General features: G+C 70.4%; 23 protein-coding genes and 3 tRNA genes. 19 read left to right on the forward strand and 7 right to left on the reverse strand.

Features of this window, described 5'->3' with window-relative positions:
- Positions 1–288: 288 nt before the first annotated feature.
- Both QSK37_RS23965 and QSK37_RS23970 read right to left on the reverse strand, forming a co-directional pair.
- Positions 289–1,203: an amidohydrolase family protein gene (locus tag QSK37_RS23965; RefSeq protein WP_285625085.1), complete on the reverse strand. Its 915-nt coding sequence runs from the start codon at positions 1,201–1,203 to the stop codon at positions 289–291.
- 58 nt (positions 1,204–1,261) lie between these two features.
- Positions 1,262–3,988 carry an ATP-binding protein gene (locus QSK37_RS23970; RefSeq protein WP_285625088.1) on the reverse strand — a complete coding sequence of 909 codons (2,727 nt, stop codon included), beginning with the start codon at positions 3,986–3,988 and terminating at the stop codon, positions 1,262–1,264.
- Between the two features lie 100 nt (positions 3,989–4,088).
- On the opposite strand from QSK37_RS23970, the gene QSK37_RS23975 reads away from it, so the two are divergent.
- Positions 4,089–5,177: an alkene reductase gene (locus QSK37_RS23975; protein ID WP_285625090.1), complete on the forward strand. Its 1,089-nt coding sequence runs from the start codon at positions 4,089–4,091 to the stop codon at positions 5,175–5,177.
- Between the two features lies 1 nt (position 5,178).
- Here QSK37_RS23975 and QSK37_RS23980 read toward each other — a convergent pair whose 3' ends face one another.
- On the reverse strand, positions 5,179–5,565 hold the full coding sequence (locus QSK37_RS23980; RefSeq protein ID WP_285625092.1) for a VOC family protein: 387 nt from the start codon (positions 5,563–5,565) through the stop codon (positions 5,179–5,181).
- Between the two features lie 95 nt (positions 5,566–5,660).
- On the opposite strand from QSK37_RS23980, the gene QSK37_RS23985 reads away from it, so the two are divergent.
- From QSK37_RS23985 to QSK37_RS24020, 8 genes are all read left to right on the forward strand, one after another.
- Positions 5,661–6,788: an acyl-CoA dehydrogenase family protein gene (locus QSK37_RS23985; protein WP_285625094.1), complete on the forward strand. Its 1,128-nt coding sequence runs from the start codon at positions 5,661–5,663 to the stop codon at positions 6,786–6,788.
- Positions 6,789–6,856: 68 nt separating this feature from the next.
- Positions 6,857–6,932: transfer RNA gene (locus QSK37_RS23990), tRNA-Thr, on the forward strand.
- Positions 6,933–7,027: 95 nt separating this feature from the next.
- A tRNA-Met gene (locus QSK37_RS23995) sits at positions 7,028–7,101 on the forward strand.
- 82 nt (positions 7,102–7,183) lie between these two features.
- Positions 7,184–7,348 (forward strand): 50S ribosomal protein L33, encoded by a 165-nt coding sequence (gene rpmG / locus QSK37_RS24000; RefSeq protein ID WP_285582773.1) that lies wholly within the window; start codon positions 7,184–7,186, stop codon positions 7,346–7,348.
- Positions 7,349–7,496: 148 nt separating this feature from the next.
- On the forward strand, positions 7,497–7,934 hold the full coding sequence (locus QSK37_RS24005) for a MaoC family dehydratase N-terminal domain-containing protein (protein ID WP_285625096.1): 438 nt from the start codon (positions 7,497–7,499) through the stop codon (positions 7,932–7,934).
- Positions 7,935–7,937: 3 nt separating this feature from the next.
- A complete protein-coding gene (locus QSK37_RS24010; protein WP_285582769.1) occupies positions 7,938–8,363 on the forward strand; it encodes a MaoC family dehydratase in 426 nt (141 codons plus the stop codon).
- A complete protein-coding gene (locus tag QSK37_RS24015) occupies positions 8,360–9,430 on the forward strand; it encodes a UDP-N-acetylmuramate dehydrogenase (protein WP_432705600.1) in 1,071 nt (356 codons plus the stop codon). Before QSK37_RS24010 ends, QSK37_RS24015 begins: the two co-directional genes overlap by 4 nt.
- Before the next feature lie 79 nt (positions 9,431–9,509).
- Complete coding sequence (locus tag QSK37_RS24020) at positions 9,510–10,004, forward strand: VOC family protein (RefSeq protein WP_285625102.1); 495 nt, start codon at positions 9,510–9,512, stop codon at positions 10,002–10,004.
- Between the two features lie 5 nt (positions 10,005–10,009).
- On the opposite strand, the gene QSK37_RS24025 is transcribed toward QSK37_RS24020, so the two are convergent.
- The 3 genes from QSK37_RS24025 to QSK37_RS24035 form a co-directional block, all read right to left on the reverse strand.
- Positions 10,010–11,023, reverse strand: coding sequence for a CU044_5270 family protein (locus QSK37_RS24025; RefSeq protein WP_285625105.1), 1,014 nt, complete (start codon positions 11,021–11,023; stop codon positions 10,010–10,012).
- The gene (locus QSK37_RS24030) at positions 11,016–11,579 is read right to left on the reverse strand and encodes an RNA polymerase sigma factor (protein WP_285625108.1); all 564 of its coding nucleotides are present in this window, start codon (positions 11,577–11,579) and stop codon (positions 11,016–11,018) included. The genes QSK37_RS24025 and QSK37_RS24030 overlap by 8 nt, the downstream gene beginning before the upstream one ends.
- Before the next feature lie 120 nt (positions 11,580–11,699).
- The gene (locus QSK37_RS24035; RefSeq protein ID WP_285582759.1) at positions 11,700–12,719 is read right to left on the reverse strand and encodes an adenosine deaminase; all 1,020 of its coding nucleotides are present in this window, start codon (positions 12,717–12,719) and stop codon (positions 11,700–11,702) included.
- A 188-nt stretch (positions 12,720–12,907) separates the two neighbouring features.
- On the opposite strand from QSK37_RS24035, the gene QSK37_RS24040 reads away from it, so the two are divergent.
- From QSK37_RS24040 to QSK37_RS24050, 3 genes are read left to right on the forward strand one after another with little or no spacing between them, the layout of a single operon-like run.
- A complete protein-coding gene (locus tag QSK37_RS24040; RefSeq protein WP_285625110.1) occupies positions 12,908–13,768 on the forward strand; it encodes a hypothetical protein in 861 nt (286 codons plus the stop codon).
- 11 nt (positions 13,769–13,779) lie between these two features.
- Positions 13,780–14,364 carry a SigE family RNA polymerase sigma factor gene (locus QSK37_RS24045; protein ID WP_285625116.1) on the forward strand — a complete coding sequence of 195 codons (585 nt, stop codon included), beginning with the start codon at positions 13,780–13,782 and terminating at the stop codon, positions 14,362–14,364.
- Positions 14,365–14,367: 3 nt separating this feature from the next.
- A complete protein-coding gene (locus tag QSK37_RS24050) occupies positions 14,368–15,099 on the forward strand; it encodes a hypothetical protein (RefSeq protein ID WP_285625118.1) in 732 nt (243 codons plus the stop codon).
- 139 nt (positions 15,100–15,238) lie between these two features.
- On the opposite strand, the gene QSK37_RS24055 is transcribed toward QSK37_RS24050, so the two are convergent.
- Positions 15,239–16,441, reverse strand: a complete 1,203-nt coding sequence (locus QSK37_RS24055; RefSeq protein WP_285625120.1) for a pyridoxal phosphate-dependent aminotransferase — start codon at positions 16,439–16,441, stop codon at positions 15,239–15,241.
- 244 nt (positions 16,442–16,685) lie between these two features.
- On the opposite strand from QSK37_RS24055, the gene QSK37_RS24060 reads away from it, so the two are divergent.
- From QSK37_RS24060 to QSK37_RS24090, 7 genes are all read left to right on the forward strand, one after another.
- Positions 16,686–16,759 (forward strand) — tRNA-Trp (locus QSK37_RS24060).
- Between the two features lie 101 nt (positions 16,760–16,860).
- Positions 16,861–17,106 (forward strand): preprotein translocase subunit SecE, encoded by a 246-nt coding sequence (gene secE, locus QSK37_RS24065; protein ID WP_285625121.1) that lies wholly within the window; start codon positions 16,861–16,863, stop codon positions 17,104–17,106.
- Positions 17,107–17,163: 57 nt separating this feature from the next.
- Entirely contained in the window at positions 17,164–17,925 is a 762-nt protein-coding gene (gene nusG, locus QSK37_RS24070) for a transcription termination/antitermination protein NusG (RefSeq protein WP_285625123.1), read from the forward strand.
- 139 nt (positions 17,926–18,064) lie between these two features.
- Entirely contained in the window at positions 18,065–18,496 is a 432-nt protein-coding gene (gene rplK, locus QSK37_RS24075) for a 50S ribosomal protein L11 (protein ID WP_285625125.1), read from the forward strand.
- A 68-nt stretch (positions 18,497–18,564) separates the two neighbouring features.
- Positions 18,565–19,287 carry a 50S ribosomal protein L1 gene (gene rplA, locus QSK37_RS24080; protein WP_285582751.1) on the forward strand — a complete coding sequence of 241 codons (723 nt, stop codon included), beginning with the start codon at positions 18,565–18,567 and terminating at the stop codon, positions 19,285–19,287.
- Positions 19,288–19,547: 260 nt separating this feature from the next.
- On the forward strand, positions 19,548–20,384 hold the full coding sequence (locus QSK37_RS24085) for an SCO4651 family lipoprotein (RefSeq protein ID WP_285625127.1): 837 nt from the start codon (positions 19,548–19,550) through the stop codon (positions 20,382–20,384).
- A 177-nt stretch (positions 20,385–20,561) separates the two neighbouring features.
- Positions 20,562–21,443 (forward strand): SCO4651 family lipoprotein, encoded by an 882-nt coding sequence (locus QSK37_RS24090; protein ID WP_285625129.1) that lies wholly within the window; start codon positions 20,562–20,564, stop codon positions 21,441–21,443.
- The last annotated feature ends 118 nt before the right edge of the window (positions 21,444–21,561 follow it).

The raw sequence follows: 21,561 nt of genomic DNA on the forward strand, positions 1-21,561 counted from the left end.
AAGTGTCATCCCGGGACGGACGTCAGCTCACAGGCCTCCACGTAGCGTGTTCCTACAACCTGAGACCACCACGGAGGCCTGACGCGTCGTCTGTGAATTCGGGGGGATTCATGGGGGAGACGATGCGAGGGTCGGTTTCCCGGGCCCTGGATCTGTACCCGTCCAAAGCCCTGGAAGGCGAATGTTCGCGGGTGGGCCCTCTTTGGGGGAAGGGGACCCACCCGCGGACGTCGTGTACCCACCGTGACCAGGGCGCCGTCGGTTCACCCGGCGGCGTCCTCTTTCGTCTCAGGCGTCCGCTCCGGCCGGCGGAGGCACCTCGAACAGCCGTGCGGCGTTGTCGTGGCACACCGCGCGCAGCCAGTCGTCGCCCAGATCCAGCCGTACGAGCGCGGCCAGCTGCTCCGCGTACGCGTACGGGATGTTCGGGAAGTCCGTGCCCAGCAGGATGCGGTCGCCCAGGTCGGCCAGGCGCGGCGTCAGCGACGACGGCCACGGCCGCACCTTCTCCGTGAAGTCGGTGAACGCCATCGTGGTGTCCAGGCGGACCTGCGGGAAGCGTTCGGCCAGCGACAGGAACTCCCCGTACTCCGGCATCCCCATGTGCGCGATGATCGGCACCAGCCGCGGATGCCGGACGATGACCTCGCTGAAGATCGCCGGACCGGTGTGGCCGCCCGGCTCCGGTCCCGACCCGCAGTGTACGACGACCGGCACGCCCGCCTCCGCCAGCAGCCCCCACACCGGCTCCAGCAGCGGATCGCGCGGGTCGTAGCCGCCCACCTGGACGTGTGCCTTGAACACCCGGGTGCCCGAGGCGAGCGCCTCCTCCACGTAGCGCGCCGCGGACGGCTCGGCGAAGAACGTCGCGGTACGCAGGGCGTCGGGCGTTCGCGCGGCGAACTCGGCGCCCCAGCCGTTGAGCCACTCCGCCATGCCGGGGCGGTGCGGATACAGCAGCGCCGTGAACCGCCGTACGCCGAAGGAGCGCAGCAGCGCGAGCCGGTCCGGTTCATCCGACCGGTACCGCGCCGACCATGACAGCCCCGCCTCGTCGAAGCGGTCGAAGTAGGCCCGTACCTTGCGCAGCACGTTGTCCGGCATGAAGTGCGTGTGCACGTCGATCAGGCCGGGAAGCCCGAGCGACCGCCAGAAGCCGGGAATATCGGAGTCGTCCGAGGGCGGGGTGAGCGGGGGAGCCATGCCCGCATCATCGCAAAGCGGAGCGAGCGGCGGCCCCTGGCCGGCCGCGCGGCCGTGGTCACGAGCGAGCGGCCGCCGGGTCCAGGTGGAGGCGGGCCAGCTCACGGCGGGACGAGACACCCAGCTTGGGATAGGCCTTGTACAGGTGGTACTCGACCGTGCGCGGGCTGAGGAACAGCCGAGCGGCGATCTCCCGGCTGCTGCTCCCCTCCGCGGCGAGCCGCACGACCTGGAACTCCTGCGGGGTGAGCCGGTCGAGGAGGTCGGGCGCCGTGGCCTGCCGGTGCGACGGGACGGCGGAGCCGGTCTCGCCGGTCGCCCGCAGCTCCGAGCGAGCCCGTTCGCTCCAGGGTGCGGCCCTCAGGCGGTCGAAGAGCTGCGCGGCCGAACGAAGGGGATCGCGGGCGTCGCTCCGGCGCCGGACACGGCGCAGCCACTCGCCGTAGAGCAGCTCGGTGCGCGCCCGCTCGAGCGGCCGCCCGCCATCCTCCTCGTGCAGCCGCACGGCACCCGCGAACGCCGCCTCGGCGTCCGCGTCGATGTCGCACAGGAGAGCCCGGCTGCGGAGCGCGACGGCGCGCGCCCACGGCGGTCCGCCGGCCTCCGTCCAGGCGTCGAGCCGCCGCGACGCCTCATGCGCGCGTTCCGGCTGCCCGGCCCGCACCGCCGCCTCGACCTGGTCCGCGGCGGCGGCCGCCCCGGCCGCCGAGTGCCGCCAGGGGCCCTGCGCGACCTCCTCCAGGCGGTGCAGCGCCGCCTCATACCGGCCCAGCCCCAGGTCGAGCAGCGCCAGCGCGATGTCGGCGGTCCCGCCGGCGGGCGGCGACGCGTCCTCGATCAGGGTCCGCAGGCGTTCCTCGTCTCCCTCGATCGCCGCGATCCGCGCCAGCACCGTGCCGACCCGGCCCTCGCACGGTTCGACGCCGATGTCGCGGGCGATCGTGATCGCCTCCTGCGCGGTGGCCTCGGCGTCGCGGTGCGATCCGGCCGCGAGCTGCGCCTGCGCGAGGGCCTCCAGGGCGTTCGGCAGCCCGCCGACGAGTCCCTCGCGGCGGCGGTACGCGACCTCGGCGGTGGCCAGTTCGAGCGCGGCCGTGTCGTCGCCGAGCACCAGGCTCCAGCGGACGGCGTGGATCCGGTCGTCCGTGGCGGCCGGCGCCGTCGTACGGCGGTCCCGTACGGCCCGTGCCAGGAGGGGCAGCCCGGCCGCGTGATCGTTTTCGGCGAGGCGGCCCAGGCCCCGAACGGCGTCGTCGTCGCGACCCGAGGCGTCCAGCAGGCCGACCGCGCGGCCGATCGTCGCGGTGTCGCCCGCGGCCCACGCGTGGGTGGCGCCCGTGCGCAGCATGGCGACGGCGTCGGCGGGCGCCGCGTGCGCGGCGTACTCGACGAGCAGCCGGGCCGCCGCCGCGGGATCGCCGCGTTCGAACTCCACGGCCGCGCGGATCCGGGCGAGCCGGGCCCGCGCGTCCGGGGCGTCGGTGAGCTTCTCCGCCTGCCTCGCGAGCTCGTCGGCGTCGGCCGGAAGACCCGACCGGAACACCGCGTCCGCCGCCGCGCCGAGCCGCCGCGCCCGGTCGGCGCGGTCCGGGGTGAGCTCCGCAGACCGCCGGTAGAGCGCGGCGGCCGGGCCGAACCCCGCGCGGCGCAGCGCGCGTTCGGCCGCGTCCTGCAACTCGGCGGCGACGTCCTCGTCCGGCGACAGCGTCACCGCGGCGCGGTGACGCACGCGGCAGTCGGGGTCCTCGGACGCGTCGGCGAGCGCCCGGTGCACCGTGATCCGCTGGGCGGCCACGGCGCCGTGGTAGGTCGCCGAGCGGATCAGCGGATGCCGGAACCGGATCGAGGCGCCGGTGACCTCCACGAGGCGGGCGCGTTCGGCCTCCTCCAGGTCGGTGAGGCCGACGCCGAATGTCGCCGCGGCGGAGAGCAGAGTGGGCATGTGCCCGCGCCCCTCGGCCGCCGAGAGCAGCAGCATGAGCCGGGCCCGGTCGGGGAGGTCGACGATCCGCGCGCGGAACGCGGCGGCGACCCGCTCGGCCAGCGGCAGCGGCGTCAGGGCCACGGGCGCGCGCCGCGCGGAGCCGAACTCCAGCAGTGCCAGCGGATTGCCCTCCGACTCGCGGAGGACCCGCGTGCGCAGGTCCGGGGGGAGGCCGTCCCGGCGCTCGGCCAGCAGGCGCTCGGCGTCGGCGTCGGTCAGCCGGGACAGCGGCGCCTCGGGCAGGCCCGGGCGTACGAAGCCGTCCTCGCGTGCGGCGAACAGCATCACCACGCCCTCGGCGGCGAGCCGGCGGGCGGCGAACAGCAGGGCCTCCGCCGTCGCGGCGTCGAGCCACTGGGCGTCGTCGATCAGGCACAGCACCGGTCCGTCCTCGGCGAGGTCGGCCATGAGCGTCAGCACGGCCAGCCCGCAGGCGAAGCGGTTCGGCGCCGCGCCGTCCGCGTCGGCGGCCCGGTCGTGCGCCCCGAGCGCGCCGTGCAGGGCGTCGGCCTGCGCCTGCGGCAGTCCGTCGATCCGGTCGCGCACCGGCCAGAGCAACTGCAGGAGACCGGCGAAGGCGATGTCGCGCTCGGCCTCGAAGCCGGTGACGCGCAGCACCCGCATGTCCCCGTCCGCCCCCGGTGTGGCATGCGTCGCCTCCTGCGCGGCCCATTCGAGCAGCGCGGACTTGCCGATGCCCGCCTCGCCGCGCAGCACCGCCGCGCCGCTGCGCCGATCGACGCGCGCCTCGGTGATCAGCTGGGAGAGCCGCGCCAGCTCGGTCATACGCCCGTGAAGCACGGCATCCAAATTACGGGGCCGAATACCGAAACCCTACGGATTCGGTCCGTACCCGGCTGTCCGTACGTTCGTGAGCAGCCACAACGAGTGTGAGGAAGCCATGAACGAGCTGTTCGAGCCGGTGAAGATCGGAAAGCTGGAGCTGCGGAACCGCCTGGTGATGTCCCCGATGACCCGGAGCCGTGTCGTGGACGCGGGCAGGGTGAACGAACTGACCGTGGAGTACTACGCGCAGCGCGCCGAGGCGGGACTGATCATCACCGAGGGGATCCAGCCGAGCGTGATCGGCCAGGGCTACATCTGGACCCCGGGACTGCACGACGCGGACCAGACGGAGGCATGGCGCGCGGTGACCGGGGCCGTGCACGCCAGAGGCGGCCGGATCTTCGCCCAGATCATGCACAGCGGGCGGGTCGGCCATCCCTACCTCTACCCCGATGACGCGCTGCCGGTCGGGCCGTCGCCGATCGCCTCGGGGGAGAAGCTGTTCACCCCGGAGGGCATGCTCGACCACCCGACGCCGCGGGAGCTGACCCTCGAGGACATCGCCCGGACGATCGAGGACTTCGCGGCCGCGGCGCGCAACGCCATCGAGGCCGGGTTCGACGGAGTGGAGCTGCACGGCGCCAACGGCTACCTGATCCAGCAGTTCCTCGCCGACGGGAGCAACCGGCGTACCGACGCGTACGGGGGCTCGATCCCGAACCGGATCCGCTTCGCCGCCGAGGTCGTACGGGCGGTCGCCGACGCGATCGGGCCCGAGCGCGTCGGCCTGCGCGTCTCGCCGGGCGGTGCGGCCAACGGCGTCAGCGAGAGCGACTCCGAGGAGCTCTACCGCGCGCTGCTGCGCGAGCTGGCGCCGGTGGGCCTGGCGTACCTGCACGTCATGGAGCTCGGCGACCGCGCGCTCACGCGGACGCTGCGCGCCGAGTGGCCGGGTGCGCTGATCCTCAACCCGCACCCGACCCCGGAGGCGCTGTCCTCCCCGGCCGCACCCGAGGACGGCGCGGCGGCCCTCCGCGAGGGCGTCGCCGACGCGATCGCGTTCGCCCAGCTCTGGCTGGCCAACCCGGACCTGCCCGCGCGCATCCGGGCCGGTGGGCCCTACAACGAGGCGGACCGGGCGACCTTCTACGGCGGCGATCACCGTGGCTACACCGACTACCCGACGCTGGAGAGCGGCGTCTAGGTCAGCGGCCGGCGAGCCACTGCTGGAGCTCGATCAGGTTGCCCTCCGGGTCGCGCAGGTACGCGACCCGGAGCCGCTCCCACATCACCGAGGGCTCCGCGAGCAGCGTGACCCCGCGCTCGGCGAGCGAGGCGGCGTAGCGGTCCACGTCATCGACCTTCAGCACGACAAGCGCCCGGTCGCCGGCGGCGGCCGCGAGGCCCGGCACGGCCTCCTCCAGCGAGGCACGGTCGTGCAGCGCGATCCCGGCCGATCCCTCGTCCGGGCTGAACTTCGCGTACGGCCCGGAGTCGTCGTCGAACTGCGGCTTCAGCCCCAGCACGTCCCGGTAGAAGCGAAAGCAGGCCTTGAAGTCGGAAACGATCAGTCGCACCTGGGTGAGTTCCATGACTCCCCATTGTTCCCTCGCATACCTACGGAAGGGGCGACTGGGTAGAGTCCAGAACATAATTTCGGAATCCGATTCGGTCAGCCGGAGGCCTCATGGACGCCCAGGACTTCGCGGATGTGCTCGACGCGGTCCGTTCCTTCGTGTGCGAGAAGGTGGTCCCGCGCGAGGAGGAGATCGAGGAGACCGACCGGATCCCCGATGACCTGCGCCAGGCCTCGGCCGACATGGGCCTGTTCGGGTACGCCCTCCCCGAGGCGTACGGCGGCCTGGGCCTGTCGATGAGCGAGGAGGTGCGCCTCGCGTTCGAGCTCGGCTATGCCGGTCCGGCCTTCCGGTCGATGTTCGGCACCAGCAACGGCATCGCCGGCCAGGTGATCGTCAAGGCCGGCACCGACGAGCAGCGCGAACGGTGGCTTCCGCGGCTGGCCGCCGGTACGGCCATCGGAGCGTTCGCCCTGACCGAGGCCGAGGCCGGCTCCGACCCGAGCACGCTGACCACGACGGCCCGGAAAGACGGCGACCACTACGTCATCGACGGCAGCAAGCGTTTCATCACGAACGCGCCGGAAGCCGACGTCTTCCTGGTGTTCGCCCGCACCGGGGGCGAGGGCGGCCACGGCATCTCGACCTTCATCGTCGAGGCGGGCACGGAGGGCCTCACGGTGGGCCGGCCGGACCAGAAGATGGGTCAGCGCGGGGCCCACACCGCCGAGGTGTTCTTCGACGGCGTACGCGTCCCGGCGTCGGCCATGGTCGGCGACGAGGGCACCGGCTTGCGCACGGCCATGACCTCGCTGTCCCACGGCCGCCTGCACATCGCCGCCGTCTGCGTCGGCCTGAGCCAGCGCCTTCTCGACGAGACCGTCGCGTACGCCAAGGAGCGGAAGCAGGGCGGGCGGCGGATCGCCGACCACCAGCTCATCCAGGGCCTGCTCGCCGACTCCCAGACCGAGCTGTACGCGGGCCGCGCGATGGTCCTGCAGGCCGCCGAGGCGTACGACTCGGGCGAGGACCGCCGGATGGGGCCCTCGTGCGCGAAGTACTTCTGCTCGGAGATGGCGGGGCGGATCGCCGACCGTGCCGTGCAGGTCTTCGGCGGGATGGGCTACATGCGCGGCGTGGCCGTCGAGCGCCTCTACCGGGACGTTCGCCTCTTCCGCATCTACGAGGGCACCAGCCAGATCCAGCAGATCGTCATCGCCCGGGCCCTGGTCCGGTGAACCCCCGGTTATCGATTTCGTGTCGCGGACGCGAACCGTGTATGGTTACGGAGCGCGGAAGGCCGCACGCCCCCTTAGCTCAGTCGGCAGAGCGTCTCCATGGTAAGGAGAAGGTCTACGGTTCGATTCCGTAAGGGGGCTCCACCAGCCGATATTCACTCAAAGAGTGCGATGTCGGCTGTTCCGGGTGCGGGCGGGGAATCCTGTATTCTGGCCCCGGTCCTCCCGGATTTGTTCGTGGCGGAGTAGCTCAGTCAGGCAGAGCAAGCGGCTCATAATCGCTGTGTCGCCGGTTCAAGTCCGGCCTCCGCTACTACCTCACCGATCGCCCGCACACGTGAGCGATCCGGTGAGGGATGTCAGTCAGTTGTCCCTCGGAAGGAAGGCACTCCCTAGTGGCTGCCACCGACGTACGGCCAAAGATCACGCTGGCCTGCCAGGAGTGCAAGCACCGCAACTACATCACGCGGAAGAACCGGCGCAACGACCCGGACCGCATGGAGCTGAAGAAGTACTGCCCGAACTGCCGCAAGCACCAGGCGCACCGCGAGACTCGCTGAGTAGCGCCGCCTTCGGGCGTCACCGAATCTCATCCGGCCCGTCCCGGCGATCTGCCGGGGCGGGCTGAACCACGTTCTGTTACGGTCGCCCCATCGGCACCGGCCGGGACCGGTGGCGGTGCGCACCCGGCTCGAAGGGATGGACTGCATGGCGCTGAACCGCGACTTCATCGGGCGGGCGTTCCCGCCGTCGGAGCCGTACGAGGTCTCCCGCGTGAAGATCAGGGAGTTCGCCGAGGCGATCGGCGACCCCAACCCGGTCTACCGCGACCGCGACGCCGCCAAGGCCGCGGGACACCCCGATGTGATCGCGCCGCCCACCTTCCCGATCGTCATCACGCTCGGCAGCGACGCGCTGCTCGACCCCGAACTGGGCCTGAACTTCGCGATGGTGGTCCACGGTGAGCAGCGCTTCGAGTACCAGCGCCCGCTGCGCGCCGGCGACGTGGTGGTGACCGAGTCGACGATCTCCGGCATCCGCTCGATCGGCCGCAACGAGCGCCTCGACATCCAGACCGTCGTCACGACGGTCGAGGGCGAGCACATCTGCACGTCGCACAACGTCCTGATCGAGCGGGGGGCCTGACGCATGACCGCCACGGTGAAGTACGACGAGGTCGAGGTCGGCCAGGAGATCCCGGAGCGCACCTACCCGGTCAAGCGCCTCGATCTGGTCAAGTACGCGGGCGCGTCCGGCGACTTCAACCCCATCCACTGGAACGAGAACTTCGCCAAGTCCGTCGGCCTGCCCGACGTCATCGCGCACGGCATGTACACCATGGCCGAGGGCGGCCGGTTCGTCACCGACTGGGCCGGCGACCCGGGCGCGGTGATCGACTACGGCGTCCGGTTCTCCTCGATGGTCGTCGTCCCCGACGACGAGGGCGCCGAGATCGTGATCTCCGGCAAGATCGAGGAGAAGCGCGAGGACAACACCGTCGTGGTCGCGCTGACCGCCCGCGCGGCCGGTGAGAAGGTCCTCACCCGCGCCAAAGCAACGGTGCGCCTGGCCTGATGGCCGTCCTCTGCGAGCGGGTGAACCTCTCCGGCTACACCACGCTGCGCCTCGGCGGTCCGGCGCGACGCTTCGTCGAGGCCATGACCGACGATGAGCTGATCGGCGCCGTCCACGATGCCGACGAGTCCGGCGAGGCGCTGCTCGTCCTCGGCGGCGGCAGCAACCTCGTCGTCGCCGACGAGGGCTTCCCCGGCACGGTCGTCCATGTCGCCACCCGCGGAGTGACGATCACCCCGTCCCCGCGCGGCGGCGTGCTGGTCCGCGCGCAGGCGGGCGAGGAGTGGGAGCCGTTCGTCGCCCGCTGTGTGGAAGAGGGACTCGCCGGGGTCGAGTGCCTGTCGGGCATCCCGGGCCGCCTCGGCGCGACGCCCATCCAGAACGTCGGGGCGTACGGCCAGGACGTCAGCGAGACGATCGTCGAGGTCCGCGCCTACGACCGCGAGCGCGGCGAGGTCGTCACCCTCGACCGGGAGGCCTGCGGGTTCGGCTACCGCACCAGCGCCTTCAAGCGCTCCCGCCGTCACGTCGTGCTGGAGGTGACGTTCGCGCTGGAGCCGGCGGACCTGTCCACGCCGATCCGCTACGCCGAACTGGCCCGCCGCCTGGACGTGCCCGTCGGCGACCGCGTACCGCTCAAGGACGCGCGCGAGGCCGTGCTGGCACTGCGCCGCGGCAAGGGCATGGTGGTGGACGTCGCGGACCCCGACACGCGCAGCGCCGGGTCGTTCTTCACCAACCCGATCCTCGACCCCGGCCAGGTGGCCGAGCTGGAGCGGCGTGTCGCCGACCGGCTCGGCCCGGACGTGACGTTCCCGCGCTATCCGGAGTCCGACGGGCACGTGAAGACCTCCGCCGCCTGGCTCATCGACAAGGCCGGCTTCGGCAAGGGATACGCCCGCGGCCCGGTGCGCATCTCGACCAAGCACACCCTGGCCCTGACCAACCCGGACGGGGCCCGTACCGCCGACCTGCTGGCCCTGGCCCGCGAGGTCCGCGACGGGGTGCGGGCGGCGTTCGGCGTGACCCTGGTCAACGAGCCGGTCTTCGTGGGCGTCAGCCTGTAGTTGAACTCTCAAGTATCTGGCGGGAAACGGGAATCGCGCCGGTGAACCCCGCGTTCCAGTGGTCATGCCGATCAGAGGTTTGAACCACGCTGTCCTGTTCGTACGCGACGCACAGCGCAGCGCCGCGTTCTACCGCGAGGTACTGGGCTTCCGGGAGATCGTGAGCCTGCCGGACGCCGTCTTCCTGCGGGCACCGGAGTCCGACAACGATCACGACCTGGGCCTGTTCGGTGTGGGGGAGGCCGCCTCGGCGTCCCCTGCGGGCCGCTCGGCGGTGGGCCTGTACCACCTGGCCTGGGAGGTCCCCACCCTCGCCGACCTGCGCGATCACCGCGATCGCCTGGCGGAGGCCGGCGCCCTGGTCGGAGCGAGTGACCACGGCTCGACCAAGGCGCTGTACGCCAAGGACCCGGACGGCCTGGAGTTCGAGGTCTCCTGGCTGGTCCCGCACGAGCTCCTGGGCGAGGAGACCGAGATGCGAACCCTGCCGCTGAACCTGGAGGCCGAGATCGAGCGGTACGGCGGCGACCGGGTGGGCGCTCTGAGCCGCGTCCCCCCGGCCGCCCGAGCCTGACCGCCTCAGGAAAGCCGTCCGGGACGGTCGACGACCCTGGTGCTCAGCAGGGCGGTGACGGAGAGCGTCTGGCCCCGCGCGACGCCCTTCAGGTCGGCGAAGCGCCTGTTGTAGGCGGCGGGATCGTCGAGAACGTCGCGTGAGCCGAGCGGGACGTAGCTTCCGCGGTCGAAGATGATCTCCTCCCTCGTTCCGTCCTCGAAGGTGAGGGCGACCGCGACGCCGTGCCGTCCGGCCGCGTCGACGGCGTCCTTGACGAGAGTGATGCCCGGGATCTTCTTGGTGGCCTGGAACAGCGCCGTCTGCAGTGTGGGCGGCACGTAGCTCTGCGTGACCATCCCCTCGACCCCGTCGAACACCTCCTCGTCGGAGCTCCGGTCGCGGATGGGGTCGGCGCTGTGCCGTCCGGGGTACCTCCGGTGGAGTGCGGCGAGGAGCTTGTCCGGGTCGCGGGGCAGTCGGTCGAGTGAGAGGTAGTTGTTCGGGTCGCCCAGCGGCCCGCCGTTCGGCTGCCGGAGCGGACTCGTGCTCCACGCCTCGCCGGCCGGGGCGCCGCCGCCGGTCCTTTTCTCCTGGAGCAGCCCGTCCGCCTTTCCGTCGGCCGGTATCCAGGTTCTCAGGTGCGTGTTCTGCCAGCCACGTTCGGCGCCTCGCACGCCGCCCGAGCCGTACTCGCTCCTCAGCACCTCGGCGTACACGAACTGCGTGGGACGCGGCTCCGGGTCGTGTCGGTGCCGTGCGGCCGTGGCGGCGTTGTCGAGCACCTCGGCGGCGCTGGCCGGCTCGGCCTTCAGCACGCCCGGTTCACGGTCACCGTCCACGACCTGAACGACCACCAGGCCGACGGCGAGCGCGGCGCCGAGAGCACCGGCTCCGAGAGCGACCCGGCCGAGGCGCGGCAGCCGGAGACCGCGCGGCCGTGTGTGCGCGGCGAGCCGGGCGCGTGCCGCCACGACGCTGTCCGCGGAGGGCGACGGCTGGGCGTCGTGGTGGTCGCGCAGCATCCGCATCTCATCCATGGACGTACATCTCCTTGCCGAGTGTGGCGCGAAGTCGCTTTCTGGCCCGGTTCAACCGTGAGCCGACGGTTCCGGCGGGGATGCCGAGGGCGACGCCGACCTCGTCGTAGGCGAGCTGTCCGCAGGCGACGAGGAGGAGGACGTCGCGGTCCCCCTTGGACAGGGCCGCGAGCCCGGCGGCGAGCCGGGGGTTCATGCGCTCGGCGCTGACCCGGTCGGCGACCCGGTCGGCGTGGGAGTCGGCGTCGTCCCGTTCGGCCGCCCGGCCCATCGCGCGGTAGGCGCGTATCTCGGCCCGCCGATGCCGGCCGATCAGGTTCGTGGCGATCCCGAAGAGCCAGGCACGTGCCTCGGGTCTGGCCAGGTCGTAGCGCCGCCGCTGGTCGAAGGCGGCCAGGAAGGTGTCGGCGGCCACGTCGTCGGCGGCGGCCGGACCGAGCCGGGAGGCCACGTACCGATGGATCCGCGCGTAGTACCGATCAAAGATCACGGAGAACCGTTCCGGCTCGTCGCGGGACTGTTCGATGAGCTCCGCATCGGTCGGCTCGTCAGGCACCCGGACGACTCCGGGTGGCGATGTGTGCGGCAAGGCCATGCATCTGGTGCCTTTCGTGGGGTTCGGAAAGCCACCGTTCATTGCCCGCACTCGTGATTCGCCTTCACGGCCTCCCGCGGCTCAGGTCTCGCGGAGCCACCTGTCCACGTCTTCCAGCATCCGCTTCTGCAGGTCCGCCGGGGCGGCCGAACCGCGGATCGAGCAGCGGGCCAGTTCCGCGAGTTCCGCGTCCGTGAAGCCGTGCACCTCGCGTGCCAGCTCGTACTGCCGCGTCAGCCGGGATCCGAACAGCAGCGGATCGTCCGCGCCCAACGCGATCGGGACTCCCGCCGAGAAGATCTGCCGCAGCGGCACCTCCGCCGCCGTCCCGAACACCCCCAGCCCGACGTTGGACGACGGGCACACCTCCAGCGTCACGCCGCGCGCCGCCAGCGTGGCCAGCAGCGACGGATCGTCGGCCGAGCGGACCCCGTGCCCGACCCGGTCGGCGTCCAGGGCGTCCAGGCACGCCCGTACGCTCGACGGTCCCAGCAGCTCCCCGCCGTGCGGCGTCGACAGCAACCCGCCCCGCTTGGCGATGCGGAACGCCGCGTCGAAGTCGTACGCACGGCCGCGCCGCTCGTCGTTGGACAGGCCGAACCCGACGACGCCGCGCCCGGCGTACTGGACCGCGAGGCGGGCCAGCGTCCGCGCGTCGAGGGGATGCCGCGTACGGTTCGCCGCGATGATCACGCCGATGCCCACGCCGGTCGCCGACGAGGCCGCGCGTACGGCGTCCAGGACCAGTTCGGTGAAGGCCGTCAGCCCGTCGAACCGCGCGGCGTACCCGCTCGGGTCCACCTGGATCTCCAACCAGCCCGAGCCCTCCGCGGCCTCGTCCTCGGCCGTCTCGCGCACCAGCCGGCGTACGTCCTCCTCGTCGCGGAGCACCGAACGGGCGATGTCGTAGAGCCGCTGGAACCGGAACCAGCCGCGTTCGTCGGTGGCGCGCAGGCGGGGAGGCCACTCCTCCACCAGGGCGTCGGGCAGGTGCACGTTGTGCCGGCGGGCGAGCTCCACGAGCGTGGTGTGCCGCATCGAGCCGGTGAAGTGCACATGCAGGTGGGTCTTCGGCAGCGCGGCGATCGGACGGGCCTCCATGCGGAGATATAACCGTATGCCCCTGCCCGCTCATGCCACCTCCCCCGAGAACCGCCCGTCCGGGCCATGCCGGGACCGCCTGAAAAAAGTTTTGGAGAGGCGTGCAACCCCCCATGGGACTCACGCGTATATGAGGGGCGCGAGAGCAGAACAGGCTGAACCAACACAGGCTGAAAGGGCATGACTCAATGAAGACGCTCAAGGTAGCTCTGCTGGTGACCACTGCGGCCGGAGCCGTCGCCGCGGGCGGTGTCACGTACGCGACCGTCGGAAACAGCAGCCCCGCCCCGAGCGCCCCCGCGGCCGTCAAGGACGTGGCCAAGCACGCCCCTGAGGTGAAGACGCCCACCACCCCGACCGTGCCCTCGGTCCCCACCTGCGTGCCGAACCTGCCGAAGGGCAGCAAGGCCCTCACCGCCGCGCGGGCGAAGGTGAAGAACGAGATCGAGGCTCTGGCCGCCAAGGCGCCGAACACCCCGCTGACTCTGCCCGCGCTGCCGGGCAAGGCGCCGAAGGTGCTCCCCGCCGCGGAGCTCGCGAAGCTGCCGGTGAGCAAGCTGCCCACCTGCCACGCTTCCACCGAGCAGAAGGCCAAGACCGCGACCCCGCCGAAGGTGCCTGCCGCGCCGTCCCTGCCGGACGCCGTCTCCTGCGACAAGGTCCCGGCAGTGATCAAGAACGAGCAGGCCAAGGCCAAGCAGTTCACGCTGCCGAACGGCGCGAAGTTCGGCGTCGTCCACGCGCACAGCATCACCATCCAGAGCCGCGCGGCGTGCGTCTGGACCCAGCAGCTCGTCGGCTCCCTGCCCGGCACCATCACGGTCGACCGCATCAAGACCCCGCCGCAGGTCACCCTGGCCGAGCTGGCGCAGGAGCTGAAGATGCCCGGTCAGTTCGTGTCGGTGAGTGGCGGAAACGCGTGGCAGACGCCGACCCACGAGGGCATGCTGTGGATTGACGACAGCGGCTACGCGGTCCGGCTCACCGGCACCAACCCGGCGACGGCAGCGCTGCTGCCGGGCATCGCCTCCCAGCTGCACACGCAGTGAGCACGGCGCGGGTGGCCCCGGCGCGGCGGGCCACCCGCGACCGGTCGGCATTCGATGTGGGGTTCACCGGACGGAGCACATTGGCGCGTCGAGATGACGAGTCATTCGTCAAGTTCGTGACGGAGCGGGGTACCGCACTGCTCCGCACAGCGAGTCTGCTGTGCGGTGCGCGGTCGGACGCGGAGGACATCCTGCAGACGGCCCTGGAAAAGGCCTATCGGCACTGGCACAAGATCAGTACCGATGCCGATCCGGAGCCGTACGTCCGCCGCATCCTCGTGAACCTCACGGTGAGCCGGGCGAGACGATGGCGGGTTCTGCGTGAGGTGCACATGCCGAGCCCGCCGGAGGTCCCCTCGGCATCGGAGACGGCCACGGTCGAGCTCCGGGGAGTCCTCATCGACGAGTTGCGCCGTCTCGGTCCGCGCCAGCGAGCGGTGCTCGTCCTCCGTTACTGGGAGGACATGTCAGAAGCCGACACGGCGAAGATGCTCGGATGTTCGGTCGGCACGGTAAAGAGTCAGGCCGCGCGGGGGCTCGCGCGGCTGCGTGAGCGGATGGGCTCATCCGCCCACACGGCAGCCTCAAGGGGGTGAACCATGGATCTGGAAGATGAGCTGCGGCAGGCCATGGCGGACCATGTCACGGAGCTGTCCGCGCCGGGAGATCTCGCCGCGGGCGCCAAGCGCCGCCATCACCGGACGGTACGACGCCGCGCGGCGTTCGCCGTCGGTGCCGCCGGGGTGATCGTGGCGGCCGGGATGATCCCGGCGTACAACACGATCCACCCGCAGACCGTCGGTGCGGACGGTCCGGAAGGCCGGAAACAGGGGCAGCAGACGACCCGCACGCTGTCCACGTCGCCGACGCCTTCGACGGACGCCCCCTCGAGCTCGCCTGGTGCCGGACCGAAGGGTTCACATCCCGCGGGGAGGCCGACGCGTCAGTCCGACGACACCCGAAACCCTGGCCTGGGCACGGTCAAGGCGCTGCTCACCTACCTTCCCCACGGCCTCACCGCCAAGCCGTGCACGACCGAGCACACGGGCACGAAGGACACCAAGACCTGCCGCTGGAGCGGTTCCAGCGGCTGGATCGAGGTGCGCCTCGTCCACGGCAAGGGGCTCAAGTCGCCGTCCGACCTGAAACTGGCCCCCGTGGTGGCCAAGGCGTTCCGTGTGCACGGCCACCAGGGCCTGCGTGCGGACGGCCCGGCGCTGCCCAACCAGATCATGTGGATCGAACGGCAGGGCCTGGGGGTCTGGGTCGGCGTGAGCCCGTCGCTCGGCGGCAGCATGACCCGTATCGCCGAAGGTGTGAACGTCACCTGAGAGGCGCCGGGACGCGCCGCCCTCCACCCCGAGCGTCCCGGCACCCACAGAAGAGGCCGCCCCGTCATCGGACGACGGGACGGCCTCTTCGCCGTGTCGGCGGCCGGAGGTCGTCCATGGATTCCCCCGGCCGTGTGCCTCAGTGAGCCTCGGCGAGGAGCTTGGCCATCCGGCCCACGCCCTCGGCGAGGTCCTCGTCGCCCAGCGCGTAGGACAGGCGGAAGTACCCCGGCGTGCCGAACGCCTCACCCGGCACCACTGCCACCTCGGCCTCCTCCAGGATCACCGCCGCCAGCTCCACGGACGTCTGCGGACGCTTGCCGCGGATCTCCTTGCCCAGGAGCTGCTTGACCGACGGGTAGACGTAGAAGGCGCCCTGCGGCTCCGGGCACAGCACACCCGGGATGTCGTTGAGCATCCGGACGATGGTCTGCCGGCGGCGGTCGAACGCCTCGCGCATCCGCGCGACGGCCGTCAGGTCGCCGCTCACCGCCGCGAGCGCCGCGGCCTGGGAGACGTTCGCGACGTTGGACGTCGCGTGCGACTGGAGGTTCGTGGCGGCCTTCACGACGTCCTTGGGGCCGATCATCCAGCCGACACGCCAGCCGGTCATGGCGTACGTCTTGGCCACGCCGTTGAGGATGAGAGTACGGTCGGCCAGCTCGGGCACCACCACGGGCATCGAGGAGAACTCCGCGCCGCCGTACACGAGGTGCTCGTAGATCTCGTCCGTGATCACCCACAGGCCGTGCTCGGCCGCCCAGCGGCCGATCTCGGCGACCTGCTCGCGGCTGTAGACCGCGCCGGTCGGGTTGGACGGGGAGACGAACAGCAGCACCTTCGTACGGTCCGAACGGGCCGCCTCCAGCTGCTCCACGGTCACGAGGTAGCCGGTGGTCTCGTCGGCGACCACGTCGACCGGCACGCCGCCGGCCAGCTTGATCGACTCGGGGTACGTCGTCCAGTACGGGGTCGGTACCAGCACCTCATCGCCCGGGTCGAGCAGCGCGGCGAACGCCTCGTACACCGCCTGCTTGCCGCCGTTGGTGATGAGCACCTGGGACGCGTCCGCCTCGTAGCCGGAGTCGCGCTTGGTCTTCTCCGCGACCGCGGCCTTGAGCTCGGGCAGCCCGCCCGCGGGCGTGTACTTGTGGAAACGCGGCGTACGGCAGGCCTCGACGGCGGCCTCGACGATGTAGTCGGGTGTCGGGAAGTCCGGCTCGCCGGCGCCGAATCCGATGACCGGGCGGCCCGCGGCCTTCAGCGCCTTCGCCTTGGCGTCCACGGCGAGTGTCGCCGATTCGGAGATCGCGGCGATCCGGGCGGAGATTCGAGTGCTCATGAGTCCTCCTTCGTCGGGAGAGCGACCATGGGCGCTGTGTTCATCGATTCACTCGCTCGCTCGCTCATAGGCCCCATCGTCGCAGACGGCGTGGGGAGATCTCAGCCGGATATAGGCTGAGGTCGGAGCCGAGCCGAGCGCGCTACGGCGTTTGGTTCGACGCGGAGGTGGTTTGACACGTAGACTGCAGCACTTAGTGACGTCGCCCAGGGATCTGACGCGCCCTGAGGTGGTGTTACTGCGAAGGGCAGTAGCTCAATTGGCCAGAGTCCCGGTCTCCAAAACCGGTGGTTGGGGGTTCGAGTCCCTCCTGCCCTGCGGATTGCGGTTCGCGGCTAACCTGTAGTACGCGGACGTAGTGATGCGCACGCCCGCAGCGGAGTTTGCGACACGACCGACGAGGGGATGCGTCGACAGCGATGGCGACTGACACGCGCGGCGACGCCGCGACCAAGGACAAGGAGAAGAAGCCGCGCCGGAAGCGGACTTCTCCTGTGCTGTTCTACCGCCAGGTGGTCGCCGAGCTTCGCAAGGTCATCTGGCCGACCCGCCACGAGCTTGTCACGTACACGACCGTTTCGCTGATCTTTGTGATCATTGTGCTGGCGATCGTGTTCGGTCTCGACCAGCTGTTCAACTGGTTGACCATTAAGGCGTTCGGCTGACTCGGCTGATCCCGCATCGCATCCGGCAAGACACCACGAACGAGAGAAAGAGTGATCGTGTCCGAGTCCCCTGAGCTCCACGACGAGGCCGTCAAGGAGGCCGAGACCGTGGAGACGGCGGCTACGACCGAGGCTGAAGACGTCGCCGCGGAGTCCGCCGAGACGCCGGAGGGCGCCTCGGCCGAGGACGCCGCCGCCGAGACGACCGCGGACGAGTCTCCTGAGGAGTCGGCCGACCCGGTCGGCGACTTCATGACGCAACTGCGGCGCCTGCCGGGCGAGTGGTACGTCGTTCACTCGTACGCGGGGTATGAGAACCGCGTCAAGACCAACATCGAGCAGCGCACCCAGTCGCTCAACATGGAGGACTTCATCTTCCAGGTCGAGGTGCCGCAGCACGAGGTCACCGAGGTCAAGGGCGGCAAGCGCCAGAAGGTCAGCGAGAAGGTCCTGCCGGGCTACATCCTGGTTCGCATGGACCTCACCGACGAGTCCTGGGCCGCCGTACGCAACACGCCCGGTGTGACGGGCTTCGTAGGACTTTCCAACACGCCGTCGCCGTTGCACCTCAGCGAGGTCGCCACCCTGCTGGCGCCCGAGCCGGAGGAGCAGGTCAAGGCGAAGGAGACCGCCAAGACCACGGCCACCGTCGACTTCGAGGTCGGCGAGTCCGTCACGGTCATGGACGGCCCGTTCGCCACGCTGCCCGCGACGGTGAACGAGATCAACGCCGAGGCGCAGAAGCTCAAGGTGCTGGTCTCGATCTTCGGTCGAGAGACCCCGGTCGAGCTGTCGTTCAACCAGGTCTCCAAGATCTGACCCTCCTCGCTCAGCGAGGAGTCCCCCGGTTCGCCGGGGAAGTGAAGGGCCCCAACGCGGCGGTCGACGTTCCAGTCGCCGTGTTGCCCGTACCTGCGGGAGTCGGGGCCAAGCCACACAGGAACGCTAGGGGTGAGGCATGCCTCCCAGGAAGAAACTCGCCGCGATCGTCAAGGTCCAGCTGCAGGCCGGTCAGGCGACCCCCGCGCCGCCCGTGGGTACCGCCCTCGGTCCGCACGGCGTCAACATCATGGACTTCTGCAAGCAGTACAACGCTGCCACGGAGTCCCAGCGCGGCAACGTCATCCCCGTAGAGATCAGCATCTACGAGGACCGCTCGTTCACCTTCGTCACCAAGACGCCGCCGGCCGCGCAGCTCATCAAGAAGGCCGCCGGGGTCGACAAGGGCAGCGGCGAGCCGCACAAGAACAAGGTCGGCAGCATCTCCCGCGACCAGCTCCGCGAGATCGCCCAGACCAAGATGCCCGACCTGAACGCCGGCTCGATCGAGCAGGCCGAGAAGATCGTCGCCGGCACCGCCCGTTCCATGGGCATCAACGTCGCCGACTGATCCCGACCAGCGAAACCTGTGGGAGGGCTCGCGCGGCCCGTACCACGCACTCCAGCAAGGAGACGCACATGAAGCGCAGCAAGGCCTACCGCGAGGCCGACGCCAAGATCGACAAGTCCGCTCTGTACAGCCCGGCCGACGCCGTCAAGCTGGCCAAGCAGACGGCGGCCACCAAGTTCGACGCGACCGTCGAGGTCGGGCTCCGGCTCGGCGTCGACCCACGTAAGGCCGACCAGATGGTCCGCGGCACCGTCAACCTGCCGCACGGCACCGGTAAGACCGCGCGCGTGCTGGTCATCGCCGGTGGCGCGAAGGCGGACGAGGCCCGTGAGGCCGGCGCCGACTACGTCGGCACGGACGACATGATCGAGCGGATCCAGGGCGGCTTCCTGGACTTCGACGCGGTCGTCGCGACCCCGGACATGATGGGCAAGGTCGGCCGGCTGGGCCGCGTGCTCGGCCCCCGCGGTCTCATGCCGAACCCCAAGACCGGCACCGTCACCACCGACGTGGCCAAGGCGGTCACCGAGATCAAGGGCGGCAAGATCGAGTTCCGTGTCGACCGGCACGGCAACCTCCACTTCATCATCGGCAAGGCCTCCTTCGACGAGAAGCAGCTCGTGGAGAACTACGCCGCGGCGCTGGAGGAGATCCTGCGGCTCAAGCCGTCGGCCGCCAAGGGGCGCTACATCAAGAAGGGCACCCTGAGCACCACGATGGGCCCGGGCATCCCGCTCGACCCGAGCCAGACCCGCAACCTCACCGCGGAGCTCGAGGGCGCGGCGAGCTGACCTCGCCGTTCTACTCGTCAAGGGGCGTCTCCCACCGGGGAGGCGCCCCTTTTCGCGTCCGGTCGCGGGTTCGCGAGCTCGAATTGGCCCTGAGGCAGACGCCCGTACGACTTGGGGAGCATGCGGGGATAAACCATTTGGTCCCTGTGGGGGATGTCCGACGAAGCGTTGGGGACAAGACTCGTAATCGGCCGGAGACAGAACGGTTCGCGGACCGAGATCCGCGTCCGGTAGCCATACGCGAGACGCAGGAGGAACCAATGGTTCGTCGATACGCCGTGGGGACGGCGGCGGGAGCCGCGCTCATCGTCTCCCTGACCGCATGCCAGGGAAGCGGCGACGACAAGCAGAGCGCCCAGGTCCCGGCGGCTCAGGCCATCGCCCTGGCGTCGCAGAAGACGTCCACCGTCGACTCGTACAAGGTCGCGGTCACGGCCGCCGGCACCGGCGGCGAGGCGGCGGCCAAGATGCACGGCACCATCCAGATCCGCCTCAAGCCGCAACTCCAGGCCACCGGCACGCTCGACTCGGCCACCGTGAAGGGTCAGTCGCTGCCGGGCGGCGAACGCGCCATCCTCCTCGGGGATGACTTCTACGCCAAGGTTCCGCAGCAGCTGTCGCAGTTCGCCGGCGGCAAGCCGTGGGTGAAGTTCTCGGTCTCCCAGGCGAGCAAGCAGGCGGGGGTCAACCTCGACAGCATCATCAAGCGGGCCAACCCGGCCGAGCAGACGAAGATCTTCACCGGGTCCAAGGACGCCCGCCGGGTCGGCACTGAGAGCATCGACGGCGTGAAGACCACCCACTACGAGGGCACGGTCACCCCGGAGCAGGTCGGTCAGCTCGACCCGCGGGCGCAGCAGGCGTTCAAGCAGTTCTACCAGCGGTCGGGTGCGAACAAGGTGACGTTCGACCTGTGGGTGGGCAAGGACAGCCTGCCGCGCAAGCTCGTCACCAAGGTCACGGCCGACAAGGGCACCGCGTCCTCGACCATGATCTTCAGCGACTACAACAAGTCGTTCTCGGTCAGCGCGCCCCCGGCGAGCGAGGTGACCGACGGAAACCAGCTCAAGAACGCTTTGGGCTCCCAGATGCACTAATAGCGTGCTGACCAGCAGTTTCATCGTTCAAACGGAGTGTCCCGTGACTTAAGTCACGGGACACTCCGTTTAGAGGGCTCTTGCTCAGGTATTGATCCGTCACGCCGCGAGGCGGGCCGAAAGCGAAAAAGGCTCCGCCTCCACCGAAATGGTCGGCCGTCGACGGAAGGACTCGAGATGACAGCAAGGGCCAGTCGATATGTGGCAGGCGCCGCCGCCGGGCTGGCGCTGACGGTGTCCCTCACCGGCTGCCGTACGGATGAGGGCAAGGGCGACGCGGCGGGCACCGACAAGCCCGCGAAGGGCGTGCACCTCACGGCGGCGCAGGAGGCCCTCGGGAAGGCCTCGGACAGCACCGCGGACCTGAAGTCGTTCCGCGCGACCCTGTCGACCTCCAGCGTCGTGAGCGGGCGGCAGACCGACCTCAAGGGCGATCTGGCGTTCCGGCTGAAACCGGACCCGGCGATGAAGCTCGACGTACCCGCGATCAAGACTCCGGGCAAGACCACGGAAGGCTTCCACGAGGTCTTCACCGACGACACGGTCTACCTCAAGGTCCCCGCGCTGGCCAAGCAGGCCGGCAAGCCGTGGGTGAGCTTCACGACCGCCGAGCTGAGCAAGGCGACCGGAGTCGACGTCAAGGGCCTGGAGAGCCAGGGACGTCAGGCCGACCCGGCGCTGAACGCCAAGATGCTCACCGCGTCCAAGGACGTGCACAAGGTCGGTACGGAGACGGTCGGAGGTGTCTCCACGACGCACTATCAGGGCACGTTCGCGCTCAGCGACGCCCTGTCCAAGCTCGGCACCCAGCAGCGCGAAGAGGCCCAGAAGATCTTCAACCAGACCGGCCTCGACAAGCTGAACTTCAACCTGTGGATCGACGGGAAGCAGCTGCCGCGCAAGATCACGCTGGCCACGCCGCCCGGCGCGAAGCTGAAGCTCGACACGGCCATGAACTACCTCGACTTCAACAAGCCCGTTTCGATCAAGGCTCCGGCCAAGAGCCAGGTCGCGGACGGCATGAAGCTCAAGGGCGCCGGCTCGAACACCCCCGGCTGACGCCCGCCGTCGAGAGCCACGCGGCCGCCCGGATCACCTCTGGGCGGCCGCGTGTCTTTGCCGGGCTCTCGGCGAACACGTCAACCTCTTCCCGGTGCACGGCGTCTGATCATCGACC

This window comes from Actinoallomurus iriomotensis (genome assembly GCF_030269445.1).
Lineage (GTDB): Bacteria > Actinomycetota > Actinomycetes > Streptosporangiales > Streptosporangiaceae > Actinoallomurus > Actinoallomurus iriomotensis.